Genomic DNA, 19,301 nt, shown 5'->3' with positions numbered 1-19,301 from the left:
CTTGCGTGGTTACGCAAGCTGCCGCCTCCAGGCCCTGACCGTTCATCCCGCCACCCGCACCGTCGTGGTCGTGCCCCAAATGGCAAGGCTGAGGAAGAAATCGAGCACATTGATCAGCACGATGGCCGCACGCACCGCACGCCCCACCGCCACACCCACGCCCGCCGGACCACCGCTGGCATTGAAGCCGTAGTAGCAGTGCACCAGGATGATCACGAACGCGAAGACGAGCACCTTCAGGAATGAATAGATGACATCTTCGGGTGGCAGGAACAACTGGAAGTAGTGGTCATACGAACCACTGGATTGCCCGTTGAAATAGATACTGATCAACCGCGACGCCACATAGGTGCCGAGCAGACCGACGATATACAGCGGAATGACCGCCACGAAGCCCGCGATCACACGAGTGGTCACCAGGAACGGCACACCGGGCACCGCCATCACCTCGAGCGCGTCGATCTCCTCGGAGATGCGCATGGCGCCCAATTGCGCGGTGAAACCACAACCGACCGTCGCCGAAAGCGCAAGCGCCGCAACCAGGGGCGCGAGCTCACGGGTATTGATGTACCCGGTCAGGAAGCCGGTGAGCACGCCCGAACCGAGCGAATCCAGGGCCTTGAAACCCTGCAGACCCACGACCACACCGACCGACGCCGACATGAAGACGATGACACCGATGGTGCCGCCGATAACCGCCAGCGCACCCGAACCGAAGGTCACCTCGGCCAGCAGCCGCATGACCTCCTTGCGGTAATGCACGACGGTCTTCGGAATCGAGGAGACGGCCCGGGTGTAGAACGACATCTGATCGCCCGCGCGGTCGACCAGGTTCACGGGCGCTTTGAGCGCACCGGTCATCCGGCGCGCCCCCCGCTGAAATGCGTTGGTGCGCTGCGAAACAACCATGGATCACGCGCCCTTGGCCGGGACGACCTGAAGGTAAATCAGGGTCAGCACCAGGTTCAGGAAGAACAACACCAGGAACGTGATAACCACGGACTGGTTCACGGCGTCACCTACTCCTTTCGGGCCCCCCTTGGGATGCAGACCCTTGTAGGCGGCGATGACGCCTGCGACGAGTCCGAAGATCAGGGCCTTGATCTCGCCGATCCAGAGGTCGGGCAGCTGAGCGAGCGCGGAGAACGAAGCCAGGTAGGCGCCGGGCGTACCGCCCTGCAGACCCACGTTGAAGAAGTAGCCGCCGCAGATGCCGACGACCGCCACCAGACCGTTGAGCAGCAGCGCGACCAGCATCATGCCGAGTACGCGCGGAACCACCAGGCGCTGAATGGGATCGATGCCCAGCACCTCCATGGCGTCGATCTCCTCGCGAATGGTGCGCGAGCCGAGATCGGCGGCCACGGCGGAGCCGGCGGCGCCGGCGATGATCAGGGCGGTGACCACGGGAGCGGCTTGCTGCACGGTAGCGAGCACGCTGGTGGCACCGGTGAAAGCCTCCGCGCCGAGCTGCTTGATGAGCGAGCCGGTCTGCAGGGCGACCACCGCGCCGAACGGGATTGCCACCAGGGCGGCGGGGAGGATCGAGACACTCGCGATGAACCACGACTGCTCGATGAACTCCCGCCACTGGAAAGGCCGACGGAAAGTCTTGCGCATGACATCCAACAGCAGCGCAAAAATGTTGCCGGCCTGGGCAAGACCCGACTCGACCGGGGTGCGCAGCCGCGTCAGGGTTTGATTCACGGGCGGTATGTTACCCGTTAGTCAGGTTCTGTCGAACCGTGGTGTCATACCCGCCCGTGTAGGCGGGCATCACCTGTGTGTCGGCATCGCCGTTCTCCTCCATGGAGTGGCGAATCGCCTCCTGCGCGGCGGGCGGCAGGGTGTGCAGAATCTGGCGCACCCGCTCACGACGGCGACCCACGGCGGCACGCACGGGCATACCCGGCTGCGCCTTCATCTGCGGGATGATGCCCTCGACCTCTTCCGCGCCACCGGCGTGGTGACCGGCGTCGAACATGGCCTGCTCGCGGGCCATCTGCGATTCGTCCTTCTCCTCGGACATACCGATCGGGCCCTGCATACGGCCGTTGAGGAACTGCTTCACCACCGGCTCGTCCGAGGTCAGCAGCACCTCGCGGGGGCCGAACATGACCAGGTTGCGGCGGAACAGCATGCCGATGTTGTCCGGCACGGTACGCGCCAGGTTGATGTTGTGCGTGACGATCAGAATCGTCGCGTCGATCTGCGCGTTGATATCGATCAACAGCTGCGAGAGATAGGTCGTACGAACGGGATCCAGACCGGAGTCCGGCTCGTCGACGAGGATGATCTGCGGGTCCAGCACCAGGGCGCGGGCCAGTCCGGCGCGCTTACGCATACCACCGGAGATCTCACCCGGGAGCTTGCCCTCCGCACCGAGCAGACCGGTCAGCTCGAGCTTCTCCATGACGATCTTCTTGATATCGGATTCGCTCTTCTTCGTGTGCTCACGAAGCGGGAACGCGACATTGTCGAAGAGGTTCATCGAGCCGAAGAGCGCGCCGTCCTGGAACAGGACGCCGAACAGCTTGCGAATCTCGTACAGCTCCTTGTTGGAGCAGGTGGTGATATCGGTGCCATCGATGTAGATGGAGCCGCGCTCGGGGCGCAGCAGACCGATCAGCGACTTCAGGAAGACCGACTTACCGGTACCGGAGGGACCGAGCAACGCGCTGACTTCCCCCGACGGCAGCGTCAGCGAGACGTCCTGCCAAATCCGTTGCGAACCGAACGACTTGGTAATGCCTTCGGTCCTGACCTCGACGCCCACGCGTACCTCCACAATTCTCCGACGAGCGCCCCACTGCGGCGCACCACGAATTTTTCAATGCGCGGTGTGGCGCATCACAGTAGGTCCGGTCACTGTATCGCATAAGCCCCGTCTCGGACACCGAGACCTGACCGGTCAGTAACGAAACATTTCATTCCGGCCGATCACAACGCAATTACAAGGAGAGAAATACACGAAAAGGGCGGTCCCCCAACGGGAACCGCCCTTTCACAGACGTGCTAGACGCCCGACAAGAATTACTTGACGGAGATCTTGGCGCCGGCCTCTTCGAGCTTGGCCTTGGCGGCCTCGGCGGCCTCCTTGTTGACCTTCTCCAGGATGGCCTTCGGGGCGCTCTCGACGAGGTCCTTGGCTTCCTTCAGGCCCAGGCCGGAGACGATCTCGCGAACGACCTTGATGACCTGGATCTTCTTGTCGCCGGCCGACTCGATGATGACATCGAACTCGTCCTGCTCTTCGGCAGCCTCGGCCGGGGCAGCGCCACCGGCGACCGCGACGGCGACGGGGGCAGCGGCGGTGACCTCGAACTTGTCCTCGAACGCCTTCACGAACTCGGAGAGCTCGAGCAGGGTCATGGAACCGAAGGTTTCGAGCAGCTCGTCAACGTTAGCCATTGATGTTTCCTTTCGATGGGTTCATCACCGCGCGAGCGGCGACGAATAGGTTTGGGGTGGTGACTTATTCGGCGTCGGCCGCGGGAGCCTCGGCGGCGGGAGCGGCAGCGCCACCCTCGTTCGCCTTCTTCTCCTCGAGGGCCGCGAACAGACGAGCAAGCTGGTTGCCGGGGGCTGCGAACAGCCCGGCAGCCTTGGACAGGTTGCCCTTCATGGCGCCGGCCAGCTTGGCCAGCAGGACCTCGCGGGACTCCAGGTCGGCGATCCGCTCAACTTCGGCAACGGACAGCGCGACGCCGTCCATGTAGCCGCCCTTGATGATCAGCGCCTTGTTGTCCTTGGCGAAAGCCTTGAGCGCCTTCGCGGCTTCGACCGGCTCACCCTTGATGAAGGTGATAGCGGTCGGACCGACGAACAAGTCATCCAGGCCTTCGACGCCAGCTTCGGCAGCGGCGCGCTTGACCAGGGTGTTCTTGGCGACGGAGTAGGTGGCGTCCGCGCCGAGCGCACGACGCAGCTCGGTGATCTTGCCGACCGACAGTCCACGGTATTCCGTGACAACGGTGGCGGTCGAACCCTTGAACTGCTCCGTGATCTCCGCAACCGCGGTGACCTTTTCGGGTTTTGCCATACTTCGCCTCCTCTCTGGATGGTCGGTTCGTATATGAACTACCGACTTCCGCCAGGGGCCAGCGATAAAGCAAACGCCCCGCGGACGCAGAGTGGTCCCGGGGCGTGAAAGAAACACAAGGCGAGTGACTCGCAGTGGTTTCCCCTACCTCGGCTCTCCCTGCGTGGGCCGCCAGCAGTAACGCTGGACCTTCGACTGCCCGGGGGCAGCAACCAACGGTCTTCGGTAGAACGATGTGGGGTGATCACCGAACGTGCCGGCGACCGTGGACCAGCATAGCGGACGTGCATCTATCCACCAAAACGGGCCCTACGGCTCGATGCGATCGATCGTCTCGACCTTGCTGATTCCCTTGTCGAACGAGGCGATACGCGCTCCGGGAGCTGCCTCGGCGAGCGCGACCAGATAGGCATCCGCAAACGAAAGACGATAGTGCTCGTAGACATCAATGGCTCGAATGAGCAGGGCTGGATCGTCCGTAGCGATATTCCTGGAACTCACCAGCACTCGCGCGAGCGCCGCGACCTGGGGGCGGGCGACCTGATAGACGCTCTGCAATACATAGACCGTCTCGGCCAAGATCAGATCCGGCAGGTGCAGCGAATCCGCTTGCGCGAGAAAGGCTGTGGCTCTTCGGCCCATCTCAGGTGGCTCCTGGGTGAGATGCCGGATCAGCACATTCGTATCCAAGAAGACCGTCACGGCTCGCCCGCCCGCCATTGCTCCGCCCAAGCCGCTTCGCGAATCTCCTCCCAGGACTTGCCGCGGACCGCGGGTGGCACTGGGACGCTACCGGCCAATTCGAGTAGGTCCGGAGTACGGGCCAGCACCACGACCTGCCCCTCGACTCGGAACAGCACATTGTCACCGGCACTCAGATCGAGTGCGTCGCGGATCGCCTTGGGCACAGTTAGCTGGCCCTTCGAAGTCATACGAGCTACAGCGTCCATGACAACTCCTTACTTCGCCCAAAAAGTAAGGATATCGCACGCCCTGCGGGAAAGCGAAGGGCCGGTACAGGTTTCCCTGTACCGGCCCTAGGTCGCGATGCGGTATTTCGTAAGGATCGGGGTAACTCCTGGGGCACCCCCAGAATGGTTTCCCCACCTGACTGTTACTACGCGTGCGCTAGTCCGCACGGCTCTCAGCCGTGCGCCGAAGTCGCGGAGAGGCGGATCAGTCTTCTTCGGCGAAGTTGCGGGTGCGGTTCACGTCCACCGGGATGCCCGGTCCGGTGTTCGTCGAGAACGTCACCTTCTTGAGGTAGCGGCCCTTCGCGGTGGAGGGCTTGACGCGCAGGATCTCGTCGAGAGCGGCGCCGTAGTTCTCCGCCAGCTTCTTGTCGTCGAAGGACGCCTTGCCGATGACGAAGTGCAGGTTGGCCTGCTTGTCGACGCGGAAGTTGATCTTGCCGCCCTTGATGTCGTTGACGGCCTTGGTCACATCGGGGGTGACGGTGCCGGTCTTCGGGTTCGGCATCAGGCCACGCGGGCCCAGCACGCGAGCGATACGACCGACCTTGGCCATCTGATCCGGGGTGGCGATCGCGGCGTCGAAGTCCAGCCAACCGCCCTGGATGCGCTCGATCAGGTCCTCGGCGCCAACGGCGTCCGCACCGGCGGCCTCGGCCTCGGTGGCCTTGTCGCCGACCGCGAACACGATGACGCGGGCGGTCTTACCGGTGCCGTGCGGCAGGTTGACGGTGCCACGGACCATCTGATCGGCCTTGCGGGGATCGACGCCCAGACGGACGGCGACCTCAACGGTGGCGTCGGTCTTGGTGGTGGCGGTCTCCTTCGCGAGCCGCACAGCGGCCAGCGGGGCGTAGAACGCCGACTTGTCGACCTTGGCGGCCGCCTCGAGATAAGCCTTGCTTCGTTTTGCCATGTTGTTCTGTCCTGTTCGTAAGTTCAGACGTGGTTTGCGGGCCTGGCCGGCCCTCCCACGGGAGTTGCAGCCGAGTGGCTACTCCGATCATTTCGAGCGACCTACAAGCAGTCGCTACGACGTGACGGTGATACCCATCGAGCGAGCGGTACCGGCGATGATCTTGGCGGCCTGGTCGATATCGTTGGCGTTCAGATCTTCGGCCTTGGTCTTGGCGATCTCACGGATCTGATCCATGGTGACCTGCGCGACCTTGTTGCGGTGCGGCTCGGCGGAGCCCTTCTGCACACCGGCGGCCTTGAGCAGCAGCTGCGAGGCAGGCGGGGTCTTCAGCTTGAAATCGAAAGAACGATCTTCGTAGACCGTGATCTCGACCGGGATGATGTTCCCGCGCTGCGACTCGGTCGCGGCGTTGTAAGCCTTGCAGAACTCCATGATGTTCACGCCGTGCTGACCCAGCGCGGGACCAACGGGCGGAGCCGGATTGGCCGCACCGGCCTTGATCTGGAGCTTGATAAGCCCAGAGACCTTCTTCTTCTTCGGGGGCATCTTTCTTCCTTGGTTAGGTTCTTGCGGTTTGCAAGTCTGATCAGATCTTGGCGACCTGAGTGAACGCCAGCTCGACCGGGGTCTCGCGACCGAAGATCGATACGAGCACCTTGAGCTTCTGCTGCTCGGCATTGATTTCGGAAATGCTGGCCGGAAGGGTGGCGAAGGGGCCATCCATGACGGTGACCGACTCGCCGACCTCGAAGTCCACATCGATGGTGGGCTTGATGATCGGGGTCTCGCCCGAGGTCTCGCCGGAGCCGGAAGCGGCTGCCGCGGTGGGCTTCTGCTGCTTGGCGGCCGGGACCAGGAACTTCACCACATCATCGATGGACAGCGGGGACGGGCGCGAGGTCGCGCCGACGAAACCGGTCACACCGGGGGTATTGCGGACCGCGCCCCAGGACTCGTCGTTCAGCTCCATGCGGACCAGGATGTAACCCGGCAGCACCTTGCGATTGACGTTCTTGCGCTGGCCGTTCTTGATCTCGGTGACCTCTTCGGTCGGTACCTCGACCTGGAAGATGAAGTCCTCGAGACCGAGGTTCTGCACGCGGGTCTCGAGATTGGTCTTCACCTTGTTCTCGTAACCGGCATAGGAGTGGATCACGTACCAGTCGCCGGGGGCGCGACGCAGCGCGGCCTTCATCTCGGCTACCGGATCGGCGGGCTCGGCATCGACGGGAGCGGCCAGCTCATCGGCGGTCGGCTCATCGGCGGTCGAGTCGTCAGCGGCTTCCTCCGCGTCGGCGGGGTCCTCAAATTCCTCGACGTCGGTGGTTTCCTCCACCAGATCGTCGACCTGGAATTCGTCGGTTGTGCCGTTCTCCGGGGTGCTCACTGGGGCACTCGCTTCCTTGTCGTCACGTAATCCTCTGCGCGCCGGGGCTTACCCAGGCGGATGGTCCCGTCCCCCGCCTCTGCTCGGGGAGCGGTTACCGGCGCCGACGGTCAGCTAGCCGAACAACCAGCTGACACCCTTGATGAACGCCACATCCAACCCGCTGATGAACGCGATCATGAAGATCACGAACACCAGAACAACGCTCGTATAGGTGACCATCTGCTTGCGGTTGGGCCAGATGACCTTGCGCAGTTCCGCGATTACTTCTTTGAGGAACTTCACCAGGCGCTTGAACGGATTGCCCGCACCGCCACCGGCCTTGCCGGACTTCTTGTTCGCCTTGGCCGTTGACGCAGGACGATCGATCGTCGCTACATTCGTCGCCGCCGACGCATTTCGACGCCGGGCGGAACGCTTGCCGCTCGGACGAGCCACTGCGGCGGTGTCATCGCCATCTTCGTGGCGAGTATCCCGCTCGTCGCTCACGTCGATCCTTCCTCGTCGCTGTACTGACCGTTTCGAGCGACCCGCAAGCGATCGCTACGCGTGCAGGGGCGACAGGACTTGAACCTGCAACCTGCGGTTTTGGAGACCGCTGCTCTGCCAATTGAGCTACGCCCCTTCGGTTGGACGTCTGTTGCTCGTCCGACCACAGTATCTCTTCAGTTGTACTACGGGGTCGTCGCGCTATGCCTTTACATACATGCGCGCCGCTCCTCGGAGCAGCGCGCATCGGCTGGTGACCCCAGATAACCGAGTCTACGGTATCTCACGCAGCAATCGCCAATCGGGGGTCACCGGTCGAATCAGGCCAATTGGACGGTCGCGGTGGCGCGGCCGAAGATCTTGCGGCCCTCCGATTTCGCCACGATGGCGACCACGGCGGTGCGGTTCTCCGCATCGATCGACTTCACCTTGCCGGTGTATTCGATCTCCGCGGCCTTGTCCACGGGCACGTACACCGGACTGGTGAAGCGCACGTTGTACTCCTTCACCGCACCCGGATCGCCGAGCCAGGAGGTGACGAAGCCGCCGCCCAGACCCATGGTCAGCATGCCGTGCGCCACCACGTTCTCCAGGCCGACGAGCTTGACGACCTCATCGCTCCAGTGGATCGGATTCGCATCGCCGGAGACACCGGCGTAGTTGACCAGATCGCCGCGGGTGAGCCGCACCACGCGGGTGGGAAGCAGATCTCCGACGGCCACATCCTCGAAGCGGATGGCGTGCTTGCTCGGGGTGATCTTGCCGCTGCCGGGCAGGGTCACCGGCACCGGCTGCGGTTCGAGATCCGCGACCTGCAGGGTGCGCGGCTTGTGATCCGGGGTCTCCTCCGGGCCGACGCCGTGCATCAGCACATTGCGCACCGCGTCACCGACGTTGGGGTCGATATCACCGCCGCTGCGGCCGATGAGGGTGGTGTAGGTGGTGAGCACCAGCTCGTCGTTCTGATCGACCACATCGTTCTTGGTGACGATGATGTCGCCGCCGAACGCCTGCCGGAACGAGTGCAGGTACACGATGCAGGTGAGCTGGTCACCGGCCTTGATGGGCCGGTGGAACTCCAGGATCTGATCGGTCTGCATGATCTGGCTCAGGTCGTAGCCGGTGACGATCTGCTCGAAGAGCTTGCGCTGGGCCAGGATTCCGACCAGGGAGATGAAGCTGAGCGGGGCCACGAGGCCGTCGTAGCCGTACTCCTGAGCGACATCCTCATCCCAGTGCACCGGGTGGTAGTCCTGCACGGCGCGGGCGTATTCACGCACCTTCTCGCGACCGACCTCGTAGTAGTCCTCCACCCGGTAGTGGTGGCCGACCATGGCGGCGGCGTGGGCGGCAGGATCGAAAGCCTCACCCTGGGTGACCGTTTCGGTGTCGGTATTACTGACCATCTCGGCAGTATCGCTGACCAATTCGATCTCGGTGTTGATTGTCACGGCAGAGAGTCACCTATCTGATCCCTTTTCCGGGGACCGGCAGAGCGCTGAACCACCGCTATATACACCAAGTGCCGGACCGGGCGCCACTGTTCTCTGGTAGGGAGAACGTAGTGACGAGCCGATCCGGCACTTCTTCCACGCGGTAGAACGCGCGGGGTTAAGTTAGCGAGACTCGCGGTGGGCCCGGTGGGTACCGCAGTTCGGGCAGAACTTCTTGAGTTCCAGACGATCCGGGTCGTTACGCCGGTTCTTCTTGGTGATGTAGTTACGGTGCTTGCACTGCTCGCAGGCCAAGGTGATCTTTGGCCGGATATCAGTGGACTTCGCGGCCACGATGCGCCCTCTTTCCGGTAAGCCTGATGTGGTTAATCAGTATGGGTAGCGATGGCCGGACTTGAACCGGCGACACAACGATTATGAGTCGTTTGCTCTACCAACTGAGCTACACCGCCATGCGAGGATTCGCGGCGGCGATAGCCCGGTCCATCGATCTGGATGCCGAGTCGGTCACCACCGGCAATCCGGCGAGCCCCCTAACGGAATCGAACCGTTGACCTTTTCCTTACCATGGAAACGCTCTGCCGACTGAGCTAAGGGGGCATGTCTGCTTTGCTCCGGTCTTTCGAACCGGGCGCTGAAGACTTGAACGAGGTTACACAACATCTCACCCACTCTCCAAACCGTGTGGTCAGAAGAGGTTTTCACACCGTTTCGAGTGGGTACTCCCCTCCCAAGGCCGTATGGCGGTCGACAACGGCGTCGACCGCACCCGGCCGGGTCACACAGAATGCACGAAACCCCCCGAGACATCGTCTCGGGGGGTTTCGCGGTGGCAGATGTAGGATTCGAACCTACGTAGGCTTTCGCCGACGGATTTACAGTCCGCTCCCATTGGCCGCTCGGGCAATCTGCCTGGGTACGCCTTGCAGCGCGGTGACGAGAATACATCGAACACCCGCCCCGATTGCAAACCGGCTGGAAAACGCGGTGCCGGACGGACTACCTTCGGCGAGGCAACCCTCAATTTTCCGATCTCGGACAGGAGCACAAGCGTGGCCGATTCGTCGTTCGATGTCGTCAGCAAGGTCGACCGTCAGGAGGTGGACAACGCGCTGAACATCGCGGCCAAAGAGCTGGCCACCCGCTACGACTTCCGCGGTACGGGCGCCAGCATCGAATGGTCGGGCGAGGAGAAGATCATCCTCACCGCCGACTCCGAGGACCGGGTCAAGGCCGCGCTGGATGTCTTCAAGGAGAAGCTGATCCGCCGCGATATCTCGCTCAAGGCGTTCGACGCGGGCGATCCGGCGGCCTCCGGCAAGGTGTACAAAATCACAGGCGAGCTGATTCAGGGCATCAGCACCGAGCAGGCGAAGAAGATCGCCAAGAAGATCCGCGATGACGGGCCCAAGGGCGTCAAGGCGCAGATCCAGGGCGAGGAGCTGCGGGTCAGCAGCAAGAGCCGCGACGATCTGCAGGCGGTGCAGTCACTGCTGCGCAATGGGGACTTCGAGGTCGCCCTGCAGTTCGTGAACTACCGGTAATACCAGCGGAATCCGCGGGGGCTGGTCCGCTTCCCGAAAGGTCCGGGCGAAACCAGCCCCGTCATCCCGGCGCGTTTTGGCCGGGATCCACACCGTCAGCGCAAGTACCGCAGGGTGTGGATCCCGGCCGAAAGCATGCCGGGACGACGGATCAGTACTCGCGTGGGCCCGTGGTGGGGCCGCTGGTGCCGCCCGCCATCGCTTCGAGGCGGGCGATGCGATCCGCCATGGGCGGGTGGGTGGAGAACCAGCGCGCCATTTTGTCGCCGGCGCGGAACGGGTTGGCGATCATCATGTGTGACTGTGCGGTCAGCTGCGGCTCCGGAGGCAGCGGGGCGGCTTGCACCCCGCGTTCGAGCTTGCGGAGCGCTGACGCCAAAGCCAGGGGGTCGCCCGTGAGGGCTGCGCCGTCCTCGTCGGCTTGATATTCGCGCGAACGTGAGACCGCGAGTTTGATGAGCGAGGCCGCGATCGGTCCCAGCAGTGAAACCAGCAGGATGCCAATGACATTCGGCCCCTCGCCGTCGCGATTGCCACCGAAGGCGCTGGCGAAGAAGGCCAGGTTGGCCAGGCCGGAGATGACCGAGGCGAGCGCGCCCGCGACCGAGGAGATCAGGATGTCGCGGTTGTAGACATGGGAGAGTTCATGACCCAGCACCGCGCGTAGTTCGCGCTCGTCCAGGATCTGCAGAATGCCGGTGGTGCAGCAGACCGCCGCATGCCGCGGATTGCGGCCGGTGGCGAAGGCATTGGGCGCGTTGGTGGGGCTGATGTACAGCCGCGGCATGGGTTGCCTTGCGGCGGTGGCCAATTCGCGCACGATGCGATACATGATCGGTGCTTCGAGTTCGGTCACCGGTTGGGCGTGCATGGCCTTCAACGCGAGTTTGTCGCTGTTGAAGTACGCGTAGGCGTTCATGCCCACGGCCAGCAGAATCGACAGGATCAGGATGGTCGGACTGCGGAACATGGCTCCGGCGAACACGATCAGCGCCGACATGCCGACCAGCAGTCCGAAGGTCTTCACACCATTGGCGTACCCGTGCGAATGCAACTGTCCCGCCTCTCCGCGTCTTCAGGCCTGCCACTTACGTGCCGCGAGACTCAGTTCCAGGACTCACGCCGGGTGCCCGGCCTGTTTGGGCGTACCCGAGGAGTTACCGCACCTCACGAAATCAGTTGTCACTTTGCGTAACAGCTGGTCAACGCCTCGGGTAGGCCAGAAGTTCCCGCTAACCGACCCGTTCGATGGTGTAACGAACCAGCCGCTCCAGGGCCTCGTTGGCCGGACCGCCGGGCAGGGCGGAGAGTTCGGCGTGCGCGATATCGGCGTAGCCCTGCAGTTTCTCCTTGGCCAGCACCATGCCGCGTGAGCGGGAGAGCAGGTCAAGGGCCTCCTCGACCTCGGCGTCGGTCTCCAGCGGGCGGGCCAGCAGTTTGCGCAGGCGGTCACCCTCGGAGCCCTCGTCCCGCAGGGCGTACAGCACGGGCAGGGTGTGCACGCCCTCGCGCAGATCGGTGCCCGGGGTCTTGCCGGACTGCTCGGACACCGAGGAGATGTCGATGATGTCGTCGGAGATCTGGAAGGCGGTGCCGACCGCGTCGCCGAGTCGGGCCAGACGCTCCACGTGTTCGAGGTCAGCGCCGGAGAAGGTGCCGCCGAAACGACCCGAGGCGGCGATGAGCGAACCGGTCTTCTCCCAGACCACGCGCAGGTAGTGCTCGACCGGGTCCTGGGAGTTGCGGGCGCCGATGGTCTCGCGCATCTGCCCGGTGACCAGTTCGGCGAAGGTTTCGGCGATGATGCGCACCGCGTCCGGGCCGAGCGTGGAGACCAGGCGGGAGGCGTGCGCGAAGAGGTAGTCGCCGGCCAGGATGGCGACACTGTTACCCCAGCGCGAGTTCACACTGGGCGCACCGCGGCGGATCGGGGCCTCATCCATGACATCGTCGTGGTAGAGGGTGGCCAGGTGTACGAGTTCGACCACCGTCCCCGCGATGATCAGGTCCGGACTGTCCGGATCAGGGCCGAGCTGACCGGTGAGAATGGTGAACAGCGGCCGGAATCGCTTACCGCCCGCCTTGGCCAGATGCAGCGCCGCCTCCTGCAGGAAATCCTCCCCGTCGGACAGCTCGGTGATCAGCAGGTCCTCGACCTCGACCAGGCCCTTACGCACTGTTACCGCGAGCTCGGGATCGCCGAGATCCACCCCTGCCACCACCGTGCTCTCATCGCTCACAGCCGATGCGCTCATTTCATCTCCCAGTGCCGCGTCCGACCCCACGCCAAAGAACCTAGCGTGTGGGCTCTGTTCCTTCTGCCTCCGCTCCGCTCCGGCGGGTTCGCGGCCCTGTAAGCTCACTTCTTCCCTCCCTCCGCTCCTCCGCCTCGCTCCCCCGCTCCACTCGGTCCAGAAGTGAGCCGGGCCGCGAACAACCGGCGGAATCCAGCAAAATGTGGGCTTCGGCACAGTGTCCGTGGGTTTCTTCCCCCGGCCTGGGGTCCAGCCTGCCGCAACTCGTGGTCTCCGTCGACAGCTGTTCCGCCGGGCTGCAAGTATTAGGGCCATGGGTTCAGCGGAAATCGCGCCGGAGCAGGGGCACTCGTCGGATGTTCTGCCAGCGCATGCCGATGTGCTGGTGGTGGGCGCCGGACCGGCGGGTTCGGCCGCCGCGGCATGGGCGGCACAGGCGGGGCGCGATGTGCTGCTCACCGATTCGGCGGTCTTCCCGCGCGATAAGACCTGTGGTGACGGGCTGACGCCGCGCGCCACCGCGGAGCTGGAGCATCTGGGGCTCGGCGACTGGGTGCGCGCGCATACGGTCAATCACGGCCTGCGCATGGCCGGGTTCGGGCGTGAGGCGCTGCTGCCGTGGCCCAAGGGGTCGTTCCCGGTGTACGGAAGCGCCGTTCCGCGAACCGAACTCGACGACAAGCTGCGCGATACCGCGGTGAAGTTCGGTGCCCGCATGGTCGAGGGCGCGAAGGTGGTGGAGGTGGCGCGGGACGGGGATCGGGTCACCGGGGTCACCGTCAAGACCGAGGGCGGGCTGCGCGCGGTCTCGTGCAAGGTGCTGATCGTCGCCGACGGCGTGCGGTCGCCGGTGGGAAAGCTGTTGGGGCGCACCTGGCATCGCGAGTACGCGTACGGGACCGCGGCGCGCGCGTACATCAAGTCCGAGCGGCATGACGATCCGTGGATCACCTCGCATCTGGAATTGCGGGACGGCGACAATGAATTGGTGCCGGGCTACGGGTGGGTGTTCCCGCTCGGCAATGGCGAGGTCAATATCGGGGTCGGTTCACTGGCGACCGAGCGGCGACCCTCGCATATCTCGCTGAAACCGCTGCTGCAGCACTATGTCTCGCTGCGCCGGGAAGAGTGGGGTTTCGAGGGTGAGGCGCGCGCGGTCGCTTCGGCACTGCTGCCCATGGGTGGTGCGGTATCGAATGTGGCCGGGCGCAATTGGGCGCTGGTCGGCGATGCGGCGGGCTGCGTGAATCCGTTGAACGGTGAGGGCATCGACTACGGACTCGAAGGCGGACATATGCTTTCGGGCCTGCTGGACGCACCGGATCTGACCCGTATCTGGCCCGAGCTGCTGCGTGAGCGGTACGGCCGCACCTATTCGGTGGCGCGGCGGCTGGCGGCGCTGGCCACGCATCCGCGGGCGGTGCCGTTCGGCGGTCCGCCGGTGATGCGGTCGCAGTTGTTGCAGCGCACGGCCGTTCGGGTGATGGGCAATCTGGTGACCGATGAGGATCTGGATCTGACCGCCCGACTGTGGCGGGGTGCGGGGCGCGCGTCGATGCGATTCGACAAACTGCAGCCGTTCGCGTGACGCCCCGGCCGGTTCCCGAGGAGCTGCTTCCGCAGCTGCGGCGGGCCCGGGATCTGGCCGACCGGAATTACGCGGAGCCGCTGGATCTGGCGGCGCTGGCGGCGGCCGCGGGGGTGTCGAAGTATCACTTCCTGCGCTGTTTCGCCGCGACCTACGGTAAGACGCCCGCGCTGTATCTGGCCGAGCGCCGGATCGAGCGGGCCCAGGATCTGTTGCGCGCCACCAATATCACCGTCACCGAGGCGTGCATGATGGTCGGCTACAGCAGTCTGGGTTCGTTCAGTCGTAAGTTCACCGAGCTGGTGGGGATGTCGCCCTCGGAGTATCAGGCCAAGTTCGCCGCCGAGGGCGCTCCCCATATTCCGGGCTGCTACATCTTCATGCACGGTCTCTCGGATCGGAAACCGCCGCTGTAGCAGCCCTTTTCACGGCTACTGCGGTGGCAGGACGTGAATGCCGGTCTTATCGGTCGACAGTGCCAGTGAGCTGATGTACTGGATTTCACCCTCCGGTCCGGGGACCGGGGAGGCGATCATGTCCGGGCGTTCGAAGTCCATACCGGTGATGTGGCAGGTGAGCGTCGCACCGGAGGGGTTGCCGTGTTCGTCGAACATGGGCGCGGCGATGCCGTCGTCGGTGCGGCGCAGGTAGTACTTGCCCTTGGTGAGAATCGCGGTGAGCGGAGTGGCCACGAAGGACACGATGACCGCGATGATCGGCGAGTAGGGCTTCAAGGTCTCACCGAAGAGTCCGAAGAAGGTCATGATCGACAGCACGGCCGAGAGTCCGAAGCCGACCAGGCCGACCGGGTTGTAGTCGTAGAGCATGCCGCGCCGGAACTCCGGCTGCTTGGGCGAGATCTTCAACAGGTACTTGTTGACCGCGATATCGGTTGCGACGGTGACGATCCAGGCGATACCGCAGTTGGCGTAGAAGCCGAGAATATTGTTCAGGAAGTCGAACATATCGGCTTCCATGAGAATCAGCGCGATGAGCAGATTCAGGCCCAGGAAGACCAGGCGGCCCGGATAGTTCTTGGTGATGCGGGTGAAGGAGTTGGTCCAGGCCAGCGAACCCGAATAGGCGTTGGTGACATTGATTTTGATCTGGCTGATGACCACCAGCACCACGGCCAGGGTCATGGCGAGCCAGGCGGGCATCATGTCTCGGTAGATCTCCAGGAACTGGTGCACGGGCTGATTCGCGATATCTTGCGCGCCGGGCAGATTCGCGATCAGGTACACCGCGAGGAACAGACCCACCACCTGCTTGACCGCGCCGAACAGCACCCAGCCGGGGCCTGCCAGCAGCATCCAGCCCCACCAACCGCGCTTGTTCTCCGGGGTTTTGGGCGGCATGAAGCGCAGGTAGTCGATCTGTTCGGCGATCTGCGCGATGAGCGAGAGGCAGACGCCCGCGGCGAGCAGCGCACCGGTCAGGCTCACGCCCTGGCCGTCCTTACCGCCGTAGGACAGGAAGGTGCCGACCGAATCCGGGTGCCGCACCAGCAGGAACGCGAACGGCAGCACCATCAGGATGAGCCAGAGCGGGGTGGTCCACACCTGCAGTTTGGTGAGTGTCTTCATGCCGTAGATGACCAGCGGGAAGATCAGCAGTGTGGAGGCCAGATAGCCGAGCGGAAGTGGTACGTGCAGGCCGAGTTTCAGGCCCTGCGCCATGATCGAGCCCTCGAGCGCGAAGAAGATGAAGGTGAAGGACGCGAACACCACATTGGTGACGATCGAGCCCTTGTAGCCGAAACCGCTGCCGCGGGTGATCAGGTCCAGATCGATGTTGTAGCGCGCGGCGTAGTAGGCCAGCGGGAATCCGGTCAGCATGATGACGATGGCGAAGAGGCCGATGCCCAGCAGTGCGTTTCCGGTGCCGTTGGCGATGCCGATATTGGCGCCGATGGAGAAGTCGGCCAGATAGGCGATGCCGCCGAGCGCCGAGACGCCGACGACGGCCGGACTCCAGGTGCGGTAACTGCGCGGGGCGAAGCGGAGGGTGTAATCCTCCAGCGTCTCCTTGGTTGCCGCGACGGAGTTCGCCGCGCGGGTATCGACTTCGACCACCAGTACTCCCTTGATCCGGCTCGTAGCGAGCTGTTTCCGAGATCAAGACTTGTGGGCGTATGTAGAGGTGGCTTTGCCGAACAGTTTCCCGCGGGTTACGTCACACTCACCGTCGTGGACGCGCGGTACGGACTGGATGCGGTGCGCTATCGGCTGGCGAACCGGGCGCGCGACACCGCAATTTCGGAGAAGCGCGGCGGGCGGCCGGGTCCATAGCCTGATGCCATGACAACGATTACGAACGTTTCCCTCGCCACCGTCTACGTAACCGATCAGACCGCGTCCAAGCGGTGGTACATCGACAAGCTCGGTTTCGTGGAGGTCAGCGATATCACCATGGGCGACAACGGTTTTCGCTGGGTGACGGTGGCGCATCCGGATCATCTGGAGCTGGAGGTCACGCTCATGATTCCGGGGCCGCCGCTGGATGAGAATCTGGCCGGGGCGATCCGCCGGTCGCTGGCCAACGGCACGCACGGCGCGCTGGGATTGCGAACCGAGAACTGCCAGAAGACCTTCGAGGAGCTCACCGCCAAGGGTGTGGAGTTCGTCCAGCCGCCGTCCGAGCGCCCCTACGGCGTGGAGGCGATCATTCGCGATAACTCTGGCAATTGGCTGGTGCTGACCGAACCGCGCGAATTCGACCCCGGTCGCGCGTAGCGCTCCCACCCGACTTGGCCGCGCCCGCAAGAGCACGACCAAGTCGGATGAGCCCAATGTTCGCGGCCCGGCTCGGTTCTGGAGCGAGGGAGCGCAGCGACTGAGTGGAGGAGTGAAGAACCGAGCCTAAAAGGGCCGCGAACCCGCCCGGAGCGGAGCGCAGGGCAAATTAGACACTTGCGAACCAGGCCTCGACGGACTTGCGCTCGCTGTTCATCACCTTCTCCAGCAGGTTCTCCACCAGCGGCTCGATCGCGCCACCTACCAGGGGAACCTTGACGGCGACGGTGCCCGCGGCCTCGATCTCGGAACCCTCGGCGGTGGGCCGCAATTCGAAGGTGCCCTCCATCTCGGTGGTGATGCCGCCGGAAGCGCCCTGGAAGGCGCCCTTGGCGGTATCGCCCTCGAGTGCGCCCCAGGTGTCGGTGCGCTCGAGCATGAGGTCGCTCTTGAGAACCTTCTTGACCAGGCCGGGAATCTTGTCTTCTGGTGCTTTTTCGGTCATATGAATGCGAATGGTGCCGGGGCCGTCGGGATGCGACAGCTCCAGTGTTGCGGTGGTGGCGTCCGCGAAGCGGGCGTTCCACATCTCGTCGTTGGTCAGTGCCCGGTGAAGCTCTTCTACCGGAACGCTGTACTGCACGGTGAAGCTGAATTTACGGGACATGGCGGCAACCGTAGTCCAGTCATGGAATAGCCTGGTGAAGTGTCGGAAACCAGCCAGTCTGTCAGCCGGGCTCAGCACTTCCGTCGGGCTCGGATGACGATCGCCACCTTCGCCTGTGCGATCAGTGTCCTCGCGCTGCTGCTGGTGCTGGCGGCTTGGCGCGATGATCACCTCATCAGCTCGGATATGGGCGTGACCAGCGCCGAAGTACTGTCGGCGGGCACCTTGCGGTCGGCGGTCACCTTCGTGACACCCGATGGGGAGACACATAACCCGAAGGTCGGCGTGCTGTATCCGACCAAGCTCACCCAGGGTGAGCGCATCAATGTCGAGTACCGGCGCGGCGATCCGGACCTGGTTCGGGTGGCGGGTCGCGATGCGCGTGTCGCGGTCGTCCCCGCACTGTCGGTGATCCTGGTGGCGTGGCTGGTCGCGATCCCGGTGCTGTGGCTGCTGGGTTCGCCGCCGAAGGGGTGGTTCGGCGCGGCTCGGAGGCGATGGTCGAGGTCGCGCGTCGCGGGCTAATGTGCGGGTGTGGCGAATACAGAGCGGGAATTGGTTCGGGCCTCGTTGGACAAGCAGCCGCATGAGGTTGCCTCCATGTTCGACGGTGTCGCGAAGCGGTACGACCTCACCAATACGCTGATTTCGGTCGGTCAGGACCGCTACTGGCGCTGGGCGACGCGGAAAGCATTGGCGCTGCGGCCCGGTGAGCGGGTACTCGATCTGGCGGCCGGGACCGGGGTCTCCACGCTCGAGCTCTCCAAGTCCGGGGCGTGGTGTGTGGCCGCCGATTTCTCGCAGGGCATGCTGGCCGCGGGCCGCTTCCGCAGGGTGCCGATGGTCGCGGGCGATGCCATGGCGCTGCCGTTCGCTGACGAATCCTTCGACGCGGTCACCATCTCTTACGGGCTGCGCAATGTCGCCGATCCGGATCTGGCGCTGCGTGAGATGCTGCGCGTCACCAAGCCGGGCGGCCGGCTGGTGGTGGCCGAGTTCTCGACCCCGACCTTCGCACCCTTCCGAACCATCTACATGGAGTACCTGATGAAGGCGCTCCCGGCGGTGGCGAAGAAGGTCTCGAGCAATCCCGACGCCTATGTATATCTGGCCGAATCGATTCGGGCCTGGCCGACGCAGTCGCAGCTGGCCTTGCGCATTGCCGATGCGGGCTGGTCGCAGGTGAAGTGGCGCAATCTCTCCGGTGGCGCGGTGGCCCTGCATCGTGGCTACAAACTGGGCTGACCAGC

Annotated in this window: 23 protein-coding genes and 4 tRNA genes; 6 read left to right on the top strand and 21 right to left on the bottom strand. The window is 64.0% G+C overall.

The window, feature by feature from the left end; translation table 11 throughout:
* Positions 1-42: 42 nt before the first annotated feature.
* The 17 genes from OHB26_RS14710 to OHB26_RS14630 all read right to left on the bottom strand — a co-directional run bounded on the left by OHB26_RS14710 (position 43) and on the right by OHB26_RS14630 (position 10,175).
* Positions 43-861, bottom strand: coding sequence for an MlaE family ABC transporter permease (locus OHB26_RS14710; RefSeq protein ID WP_330185645.1), 819 nt, complete (start codon positions 859-861; stop codon positions 43-45).
* A 51-nt stretch (positions 862-912) separates the two neighbouring features.
* On the bottom strand, positions 913-1,620 hold the full coding sequence (locus OHB26_RS14705) for an MlaE family ABC transporter permease (protein WP_245677148.1): 708 nt from the start codon (positions 1,618-1,620) through the stop codon (positions 913-915).
* Between the two features lie 97 nt (positions 1,621-1,717).
* The gene (locus OHB26_RS14700; RefSeq protein ID WP_330184720.1) at positions 1,718-2,776 is read right to left on the bottom strand and encodes an ABC transporter ATP-binding protein; all 1,059 of its coding nucleotides are present in this window, start codon (positions 2,774-2,776) and stop codon (positions 1,718-1,720) included.
* Positions 2,777-3,033: 257 nt separating this feature from the next.
* Complete coding sequence (gene rplL / locus OHB26_RS14695; protein ID WP_330184719.1) at positions 3,034-3,411, bottom strand: 50S ribosomal protein L7/L12; 378 nt, start codon at positions 3,409-3,411, stop codon at positions 3,034-3,036.
* A gap of 64 nt (positions 3,412-3,475) precedes the next feature.
* Positions 3,476-4,042, bottom strand: a complete 567-nt coding sequence (gene rplJ, locus OHB26_RS14690) for a 50S ribosomal protein L10 (RefSeq protein ID WP_330184718.1) — start codon at positions 4,040-4,042, stop codon at positions 3,476-3,478.
* A gap of 309 nt (positions 4,043-4,351) precedes the next feature.
* Entirely contained in the window at positions 4,352-4,762 is a 411-nt protein-coding gene (locus tag OHB26_RS14685; protein ID WP_330184717.1) for a PIN domain-containing protein, read from the bottom strand.
* A complete protein-coding gene (locus tag OHB26_RS14680; protein WP_330184716.1) occupies positions 4,741-4,992 on the bottom strand; it encodes an AbrB/MazE/SpoVT family DNA-binding domain-containing protein in 252 nt (83 codons plus the stop codon). The genes OHB26_RS14685 and OHB26_RS14680 overlap by 22 nt, the downstream gene beginning before the upstream one ends.
* 226 nt (positions 4,993-5,218) lie before the next feature.
* On the bottom strand, positions 5,219-5,929 hold the full coding sequence (gene rplA, locus OHB26_RS14675) for a 50S ribosomal protein L1 (protein ID WP_067566981.1): 711 nt from the start codon (positions 5,927-5,929) through the stop codon (positions 5,219-5,221).
* 114 nt (positions 5,930-6,043) lie between these two features.
* Entirely contained in the window at positions 6,044-6,478 is a 435-nt protein-coding gene (rplK, locus tag OHB26_RS14670) for a 50S ribosomal protein L11 (protein WP_330184715.1), read from the bottom strand.
* 40 nt (positions 6,479-6,518) lie between these two features.
* Positions 6,519-7,319 (bottom strand): transcription termination/antitermination protein NusG, encoded by an 801-nt coding sequence (gene nusG / locus OHB26_RS14665; protein WP_330184714.1) that lies wholly within the window; start codon positions 7,317-7,319, stop codon positions 6,519-6,521.
* 114 nt (positions 7,320-7,433) lie between these two features.
* Positions 7,434-7,808, bottom strand: a complete 375-nt coding sequence (secE, locus tag OHB26_RS14660; protein ID WP_330184713.1) for a preprotein translocase subunit SecE — start codon at positions 7,806-7,808, stop codon at positions 7,434-7,436.
* A 63-nt stretch (positions 7,809-7,871) separates the two neighbouring features.
* A tRNA-Trp gene (locus OHB26_RS14655) sits at positions 7,872-7,944 on the bottom strand.
* Positions 7,945-8,128: 184 nt separating this feature from the next.
* On the bottom strand, positions 8,129-9,214 hold the full coding sequence (locus OHB26_RS14650) for a fused (3R)-hydroxyacyl-ACP dehydratase subunits HadA/HadB (protein ID WP_330185644.1): 1,086 nt from the start codon (positions 9,212-9,214) through the stop codon (positions 8,129-8,131).
* A 210-nt stretch (positions 9,215-9,424) separates the two neighbouring features.
* Complete coding sequence (gene rpmG, locus OHB26_RS14645; RefSeq protein WP_029925945.1) at positions 9,425-9,595, bottom strand: 50S ribosomal protein L33; 171 nt, start codon at positions 9,593-9,595, stop codon at positions 9,425-9,427.
* A 46-nt stretch (positions 9,596-9,641) separates the two neighbouring features.
* Positions 9,642-9,714, bottom strand: a tRNA-Met gene (locus OHB26_RS14640).
* 75 nt (positions 9,715-9,789) lie between these two features.
* A tRNA-Thr gene (locus OHB26_RS14635) sits at positions 9,790-9,862 on the bottom strand.
* A 230-nt stretch (positions 9,863-10,092) separates the two neighbouring features.
* Positions 10,093-10,175 (bottom strand) — tRNA-Tyr (locus OHB26_RS14630).
* 139 nt (positions 10,176-10,314) lie between these two features.
* On the opposite strand from OHB26_RS14630, the gene OHB26_RS14625 reads away from it, so the two are divergent.
* Entirely contained in the window at positions 10,315-10,806 is a 492-nt protein-coding gene (locus tag OHB26_RS14625; protein ID WP_330184712.1) for a YajQ family cyclic di-GMP-binding protein, read from the top strand.
* Between the two features lie 151 nt (positions 10,807-10,957).
* Here OHB26_RS14625 and htpX read toward each other — a convergent pair whose 3' ends face one another.
* Both htpX and OHB26_RS14615 read right to left on the bottom strand, forming a co-directional pair.
* Complete coding sequence (htpX, locus tag OHB26_RS14620) at positions 10,958-11,860, bottom strand: zinc metalloprotease HtpX (RefSeq protein WP_330184711.1); 903 nt, start codon at positions 11,858-11,860, stop codon at positions 10,958-10,960.
* A gap of 178 nt (positions 11,861-12,038) precedes the next feature.
* Complete coding sequence (locus tag OHB26_RS14615; RefSeq protein WP_330184710.1) at positions 12,039-13,061, bottom strand: polyprenyl synthetase family protein; 1,023 nt, start codon at positions 13,059-13,061, stop codon at positions 12,039-12,041.
* Positions 13,062-13,374: 313 nt separating this feature from the next.
* Between OHB26_RS14615 and OHB26_RS14610 the strand changes: the two genes are divergently transcribed.
* A complete protein-coding gene (locus OHB26_RS14610; RefSeq protein ID WP_330184709.1) occupies positions 13,375-14,649 on the top strand; it encodes a geranylgeranyl reductase family protein in 1,275 nt (424 codons plus the stop codon).
* Positions 14,646-15,065 (top strand): helix-turn-helix transcriptional regulator, encoded by a 420-nt coding sequence (locus OHB26_RS14605; RefSeq protein ID WP_330184708.1) that lies wholly within the window; start codon positions 14,646-14,648, stop codon positions 15,063-15,065. Before OHB26_RS14610 ends, OHB26_RS14605 begins: the two co-directional genes overlap by 4 nt.
* A gap of 15 nt (positions 15,066-15,080) precedes the next feature.
* Here the strand turns inward: OHB26_RS14605 and OHB26_RS14600 are convergent, their stop codons facing one another.
* Positions 15,081-16,724, bottom strand: coding sequence for a purine-cytosine permease family protein (locus OHB26_RS14600; RefSeq protein WP_330184707.1), 1,644 nt, complete (start codon positions 16,722-16,724; stop codon positions 15,081-15,083).
* Between the two features lie 225 nt (positions 16,725-16,949).
* Between OHB26_RS14600 and OHB26_RS14595 the strand changes: the two genes are divergently transcribed.
* Entirely contained in the window at positions 16,950-17,384 is a 435-nt protein-coding gene (locus tag OHB26_RS14595; RefSeq protein ID WP_330184706.1) for a VOC family protein, read from the top strand.
* Positions 17,385-17,553: 169 nt separating this feature from the next.
* Here the strand turns inward: OHB26_RS14595 and OHB26_RS14590 are convergent, their stop codons facing one another.
* Entirely contained in the window at positions 17,554-18,051 is a 498-nt protein-coding gene (locus OHB26_RS14590) for a DUF2505 domain-containing protein (protein WP_330184705.1), read from the bottom strand.
* A 93-nt stretch (positions 18,052-18,144) separates the two neighbouring features.
* Between OHB26_RS14590 and OHB26_RS14585 the strand changes: the two genes are divergently transcribed.
* Together OHB26_RS14585 and OHB26_RS14580 are read left to right on the top strand one after the other, a co-directional pair.
* Complete coding sequence (locus OHB26_RS14585) at positions 18,145-18,576, top strand: DUF3592 domain-containing protein (RefSeq protein WP_330184704.1); 432 nt, start codon at positions 18,145-18,147, stop codon at positions 18,574-18,576.
* Positions 18,577-18,585: 9 nt separating this feature from the next.
* Positions 18,586-19,296, top strand: coding sequence for a demethylmenaquinone methyltransferase (locus OHB26_RS14580; protein WP_330184703.1), 711 nt, complete (start codon positions 18,586-18,588; stop codon positions 19,294-19,296).
* Positions 19,297-19,301 lie beyond the last annotated feature (5 nt).

Source organism: Nocardia sp. NBC_01503 (genome assembly GCF_036327755.1).
Classification (GTDB): Bacteria; Actinomycetota; Actinomycetes; order Mycobacteriales; family Mycobacteriaceae; genus Nocardia.
The sequence above is the reverse complement of the archived record's forward strand: the minus strand, read 5'-3'. Positions and strand labels throughout refer to the sequence as shown.

Bases quoted from the DNA above. Each gene is read 5' to 3' on its own strand.
- OHB26_RS14705 (WP_245677148.1), bottom strand. From the start codon at position 1,620: ATGCGCAAGACTTTCCGTCGGCCTTTCCAGTGGCGGGAGTTCATCGAG.
- OHB26_RS14610 (WP_330184709.1), top strand. From the start codon at position 13,375: ATGGGTTCAGCGGAAATCGCGCCGGAGCAGGGGCACTCGTCGGATGTT.
- rplA (WP_067566981.1), bottom strand. From the start codon at position 5,929: ATGGCAAAACGAAGCAAGGCTTATCTCGAGGCGGCCGCCAAGGTCGAC.
- OHB26_RS14595 (WP_330184706.1), top strand. From the start codon at position 16,950: ATGACAACGATTACGAACGTTTCCCTCGCCACCGTCTACGTAACCGAT.
- rplJ (WP_330184718.1), bottom strand. From the start codon at position 4,042: ATGGCAAAACCCGAAAAGGTCACCGCGGTTGCGGAGATCACGGAGCAG.
- OHB26_RS14650 (WP_330185644.1), bottom strand. From the start codon at position 9,214: ATGGTCAGTAATACCGACACCGAAACGGTCACCCAGGGTGAGGCTTTC.
- rplL (WP_330184719.1), bottom strand. From the start codon at position 3,411: ATGGCTAACGTTGACGAGCTGCTCGAAACCTTCGGTTCCATGACCCTG.
- rplK (WP_330184715.1), bottom strand. From the start codon at position 6,478: ATGCCCCCGAAGAAGAAGAAGGTCTCTGGGCTTATCAAGCTCCAGATC.
- OHB26_RS14615 (WP_330184710.1), bottom strand. From the start codon at position 13,061: ATGAGCGCATCGGCTGTGAGCGATGAGAGCACGGTGGTGGCAGGGGTG.
- OHB26_RS14710 (WP_330185645.1), bottom strand. From the start codon at position 861: ATGACCGGTGCGCTCAAAGCGCCCGTGAACCTGGTCGACCGCGCGGGC.
- OHB26_RS14680 (WP_330184716.1), bottom strand. From the start codon at position 4,992: ATGGACGCTGTAGCTCGTATGACTTCGAAGGGCCAGCTAACTGTGCCC.
- OHB26_RS14685 (WP_330184717.1), bottom strand. From the start codon at position 4,762: ATGGCGGGCGGGCGAGCCGTGACGGTCTTCTTGGATACGAATGTGCTG.
- OHB26_RS14590 (WP_330184705.1), bottom strand. From the start codon at position 18,051: ATGTCCCGTAAATTCAGCTTCACCGTGCAGTACAGCGTTCCGGTAGAA.
- OHB26_RS14585 (WP_330184704.1), top strand. From the start codon at position 18,145: ATGACGATCGCCACCTTCGCCTGTGCGATCAGTGTCCTCGCGCTGCTG.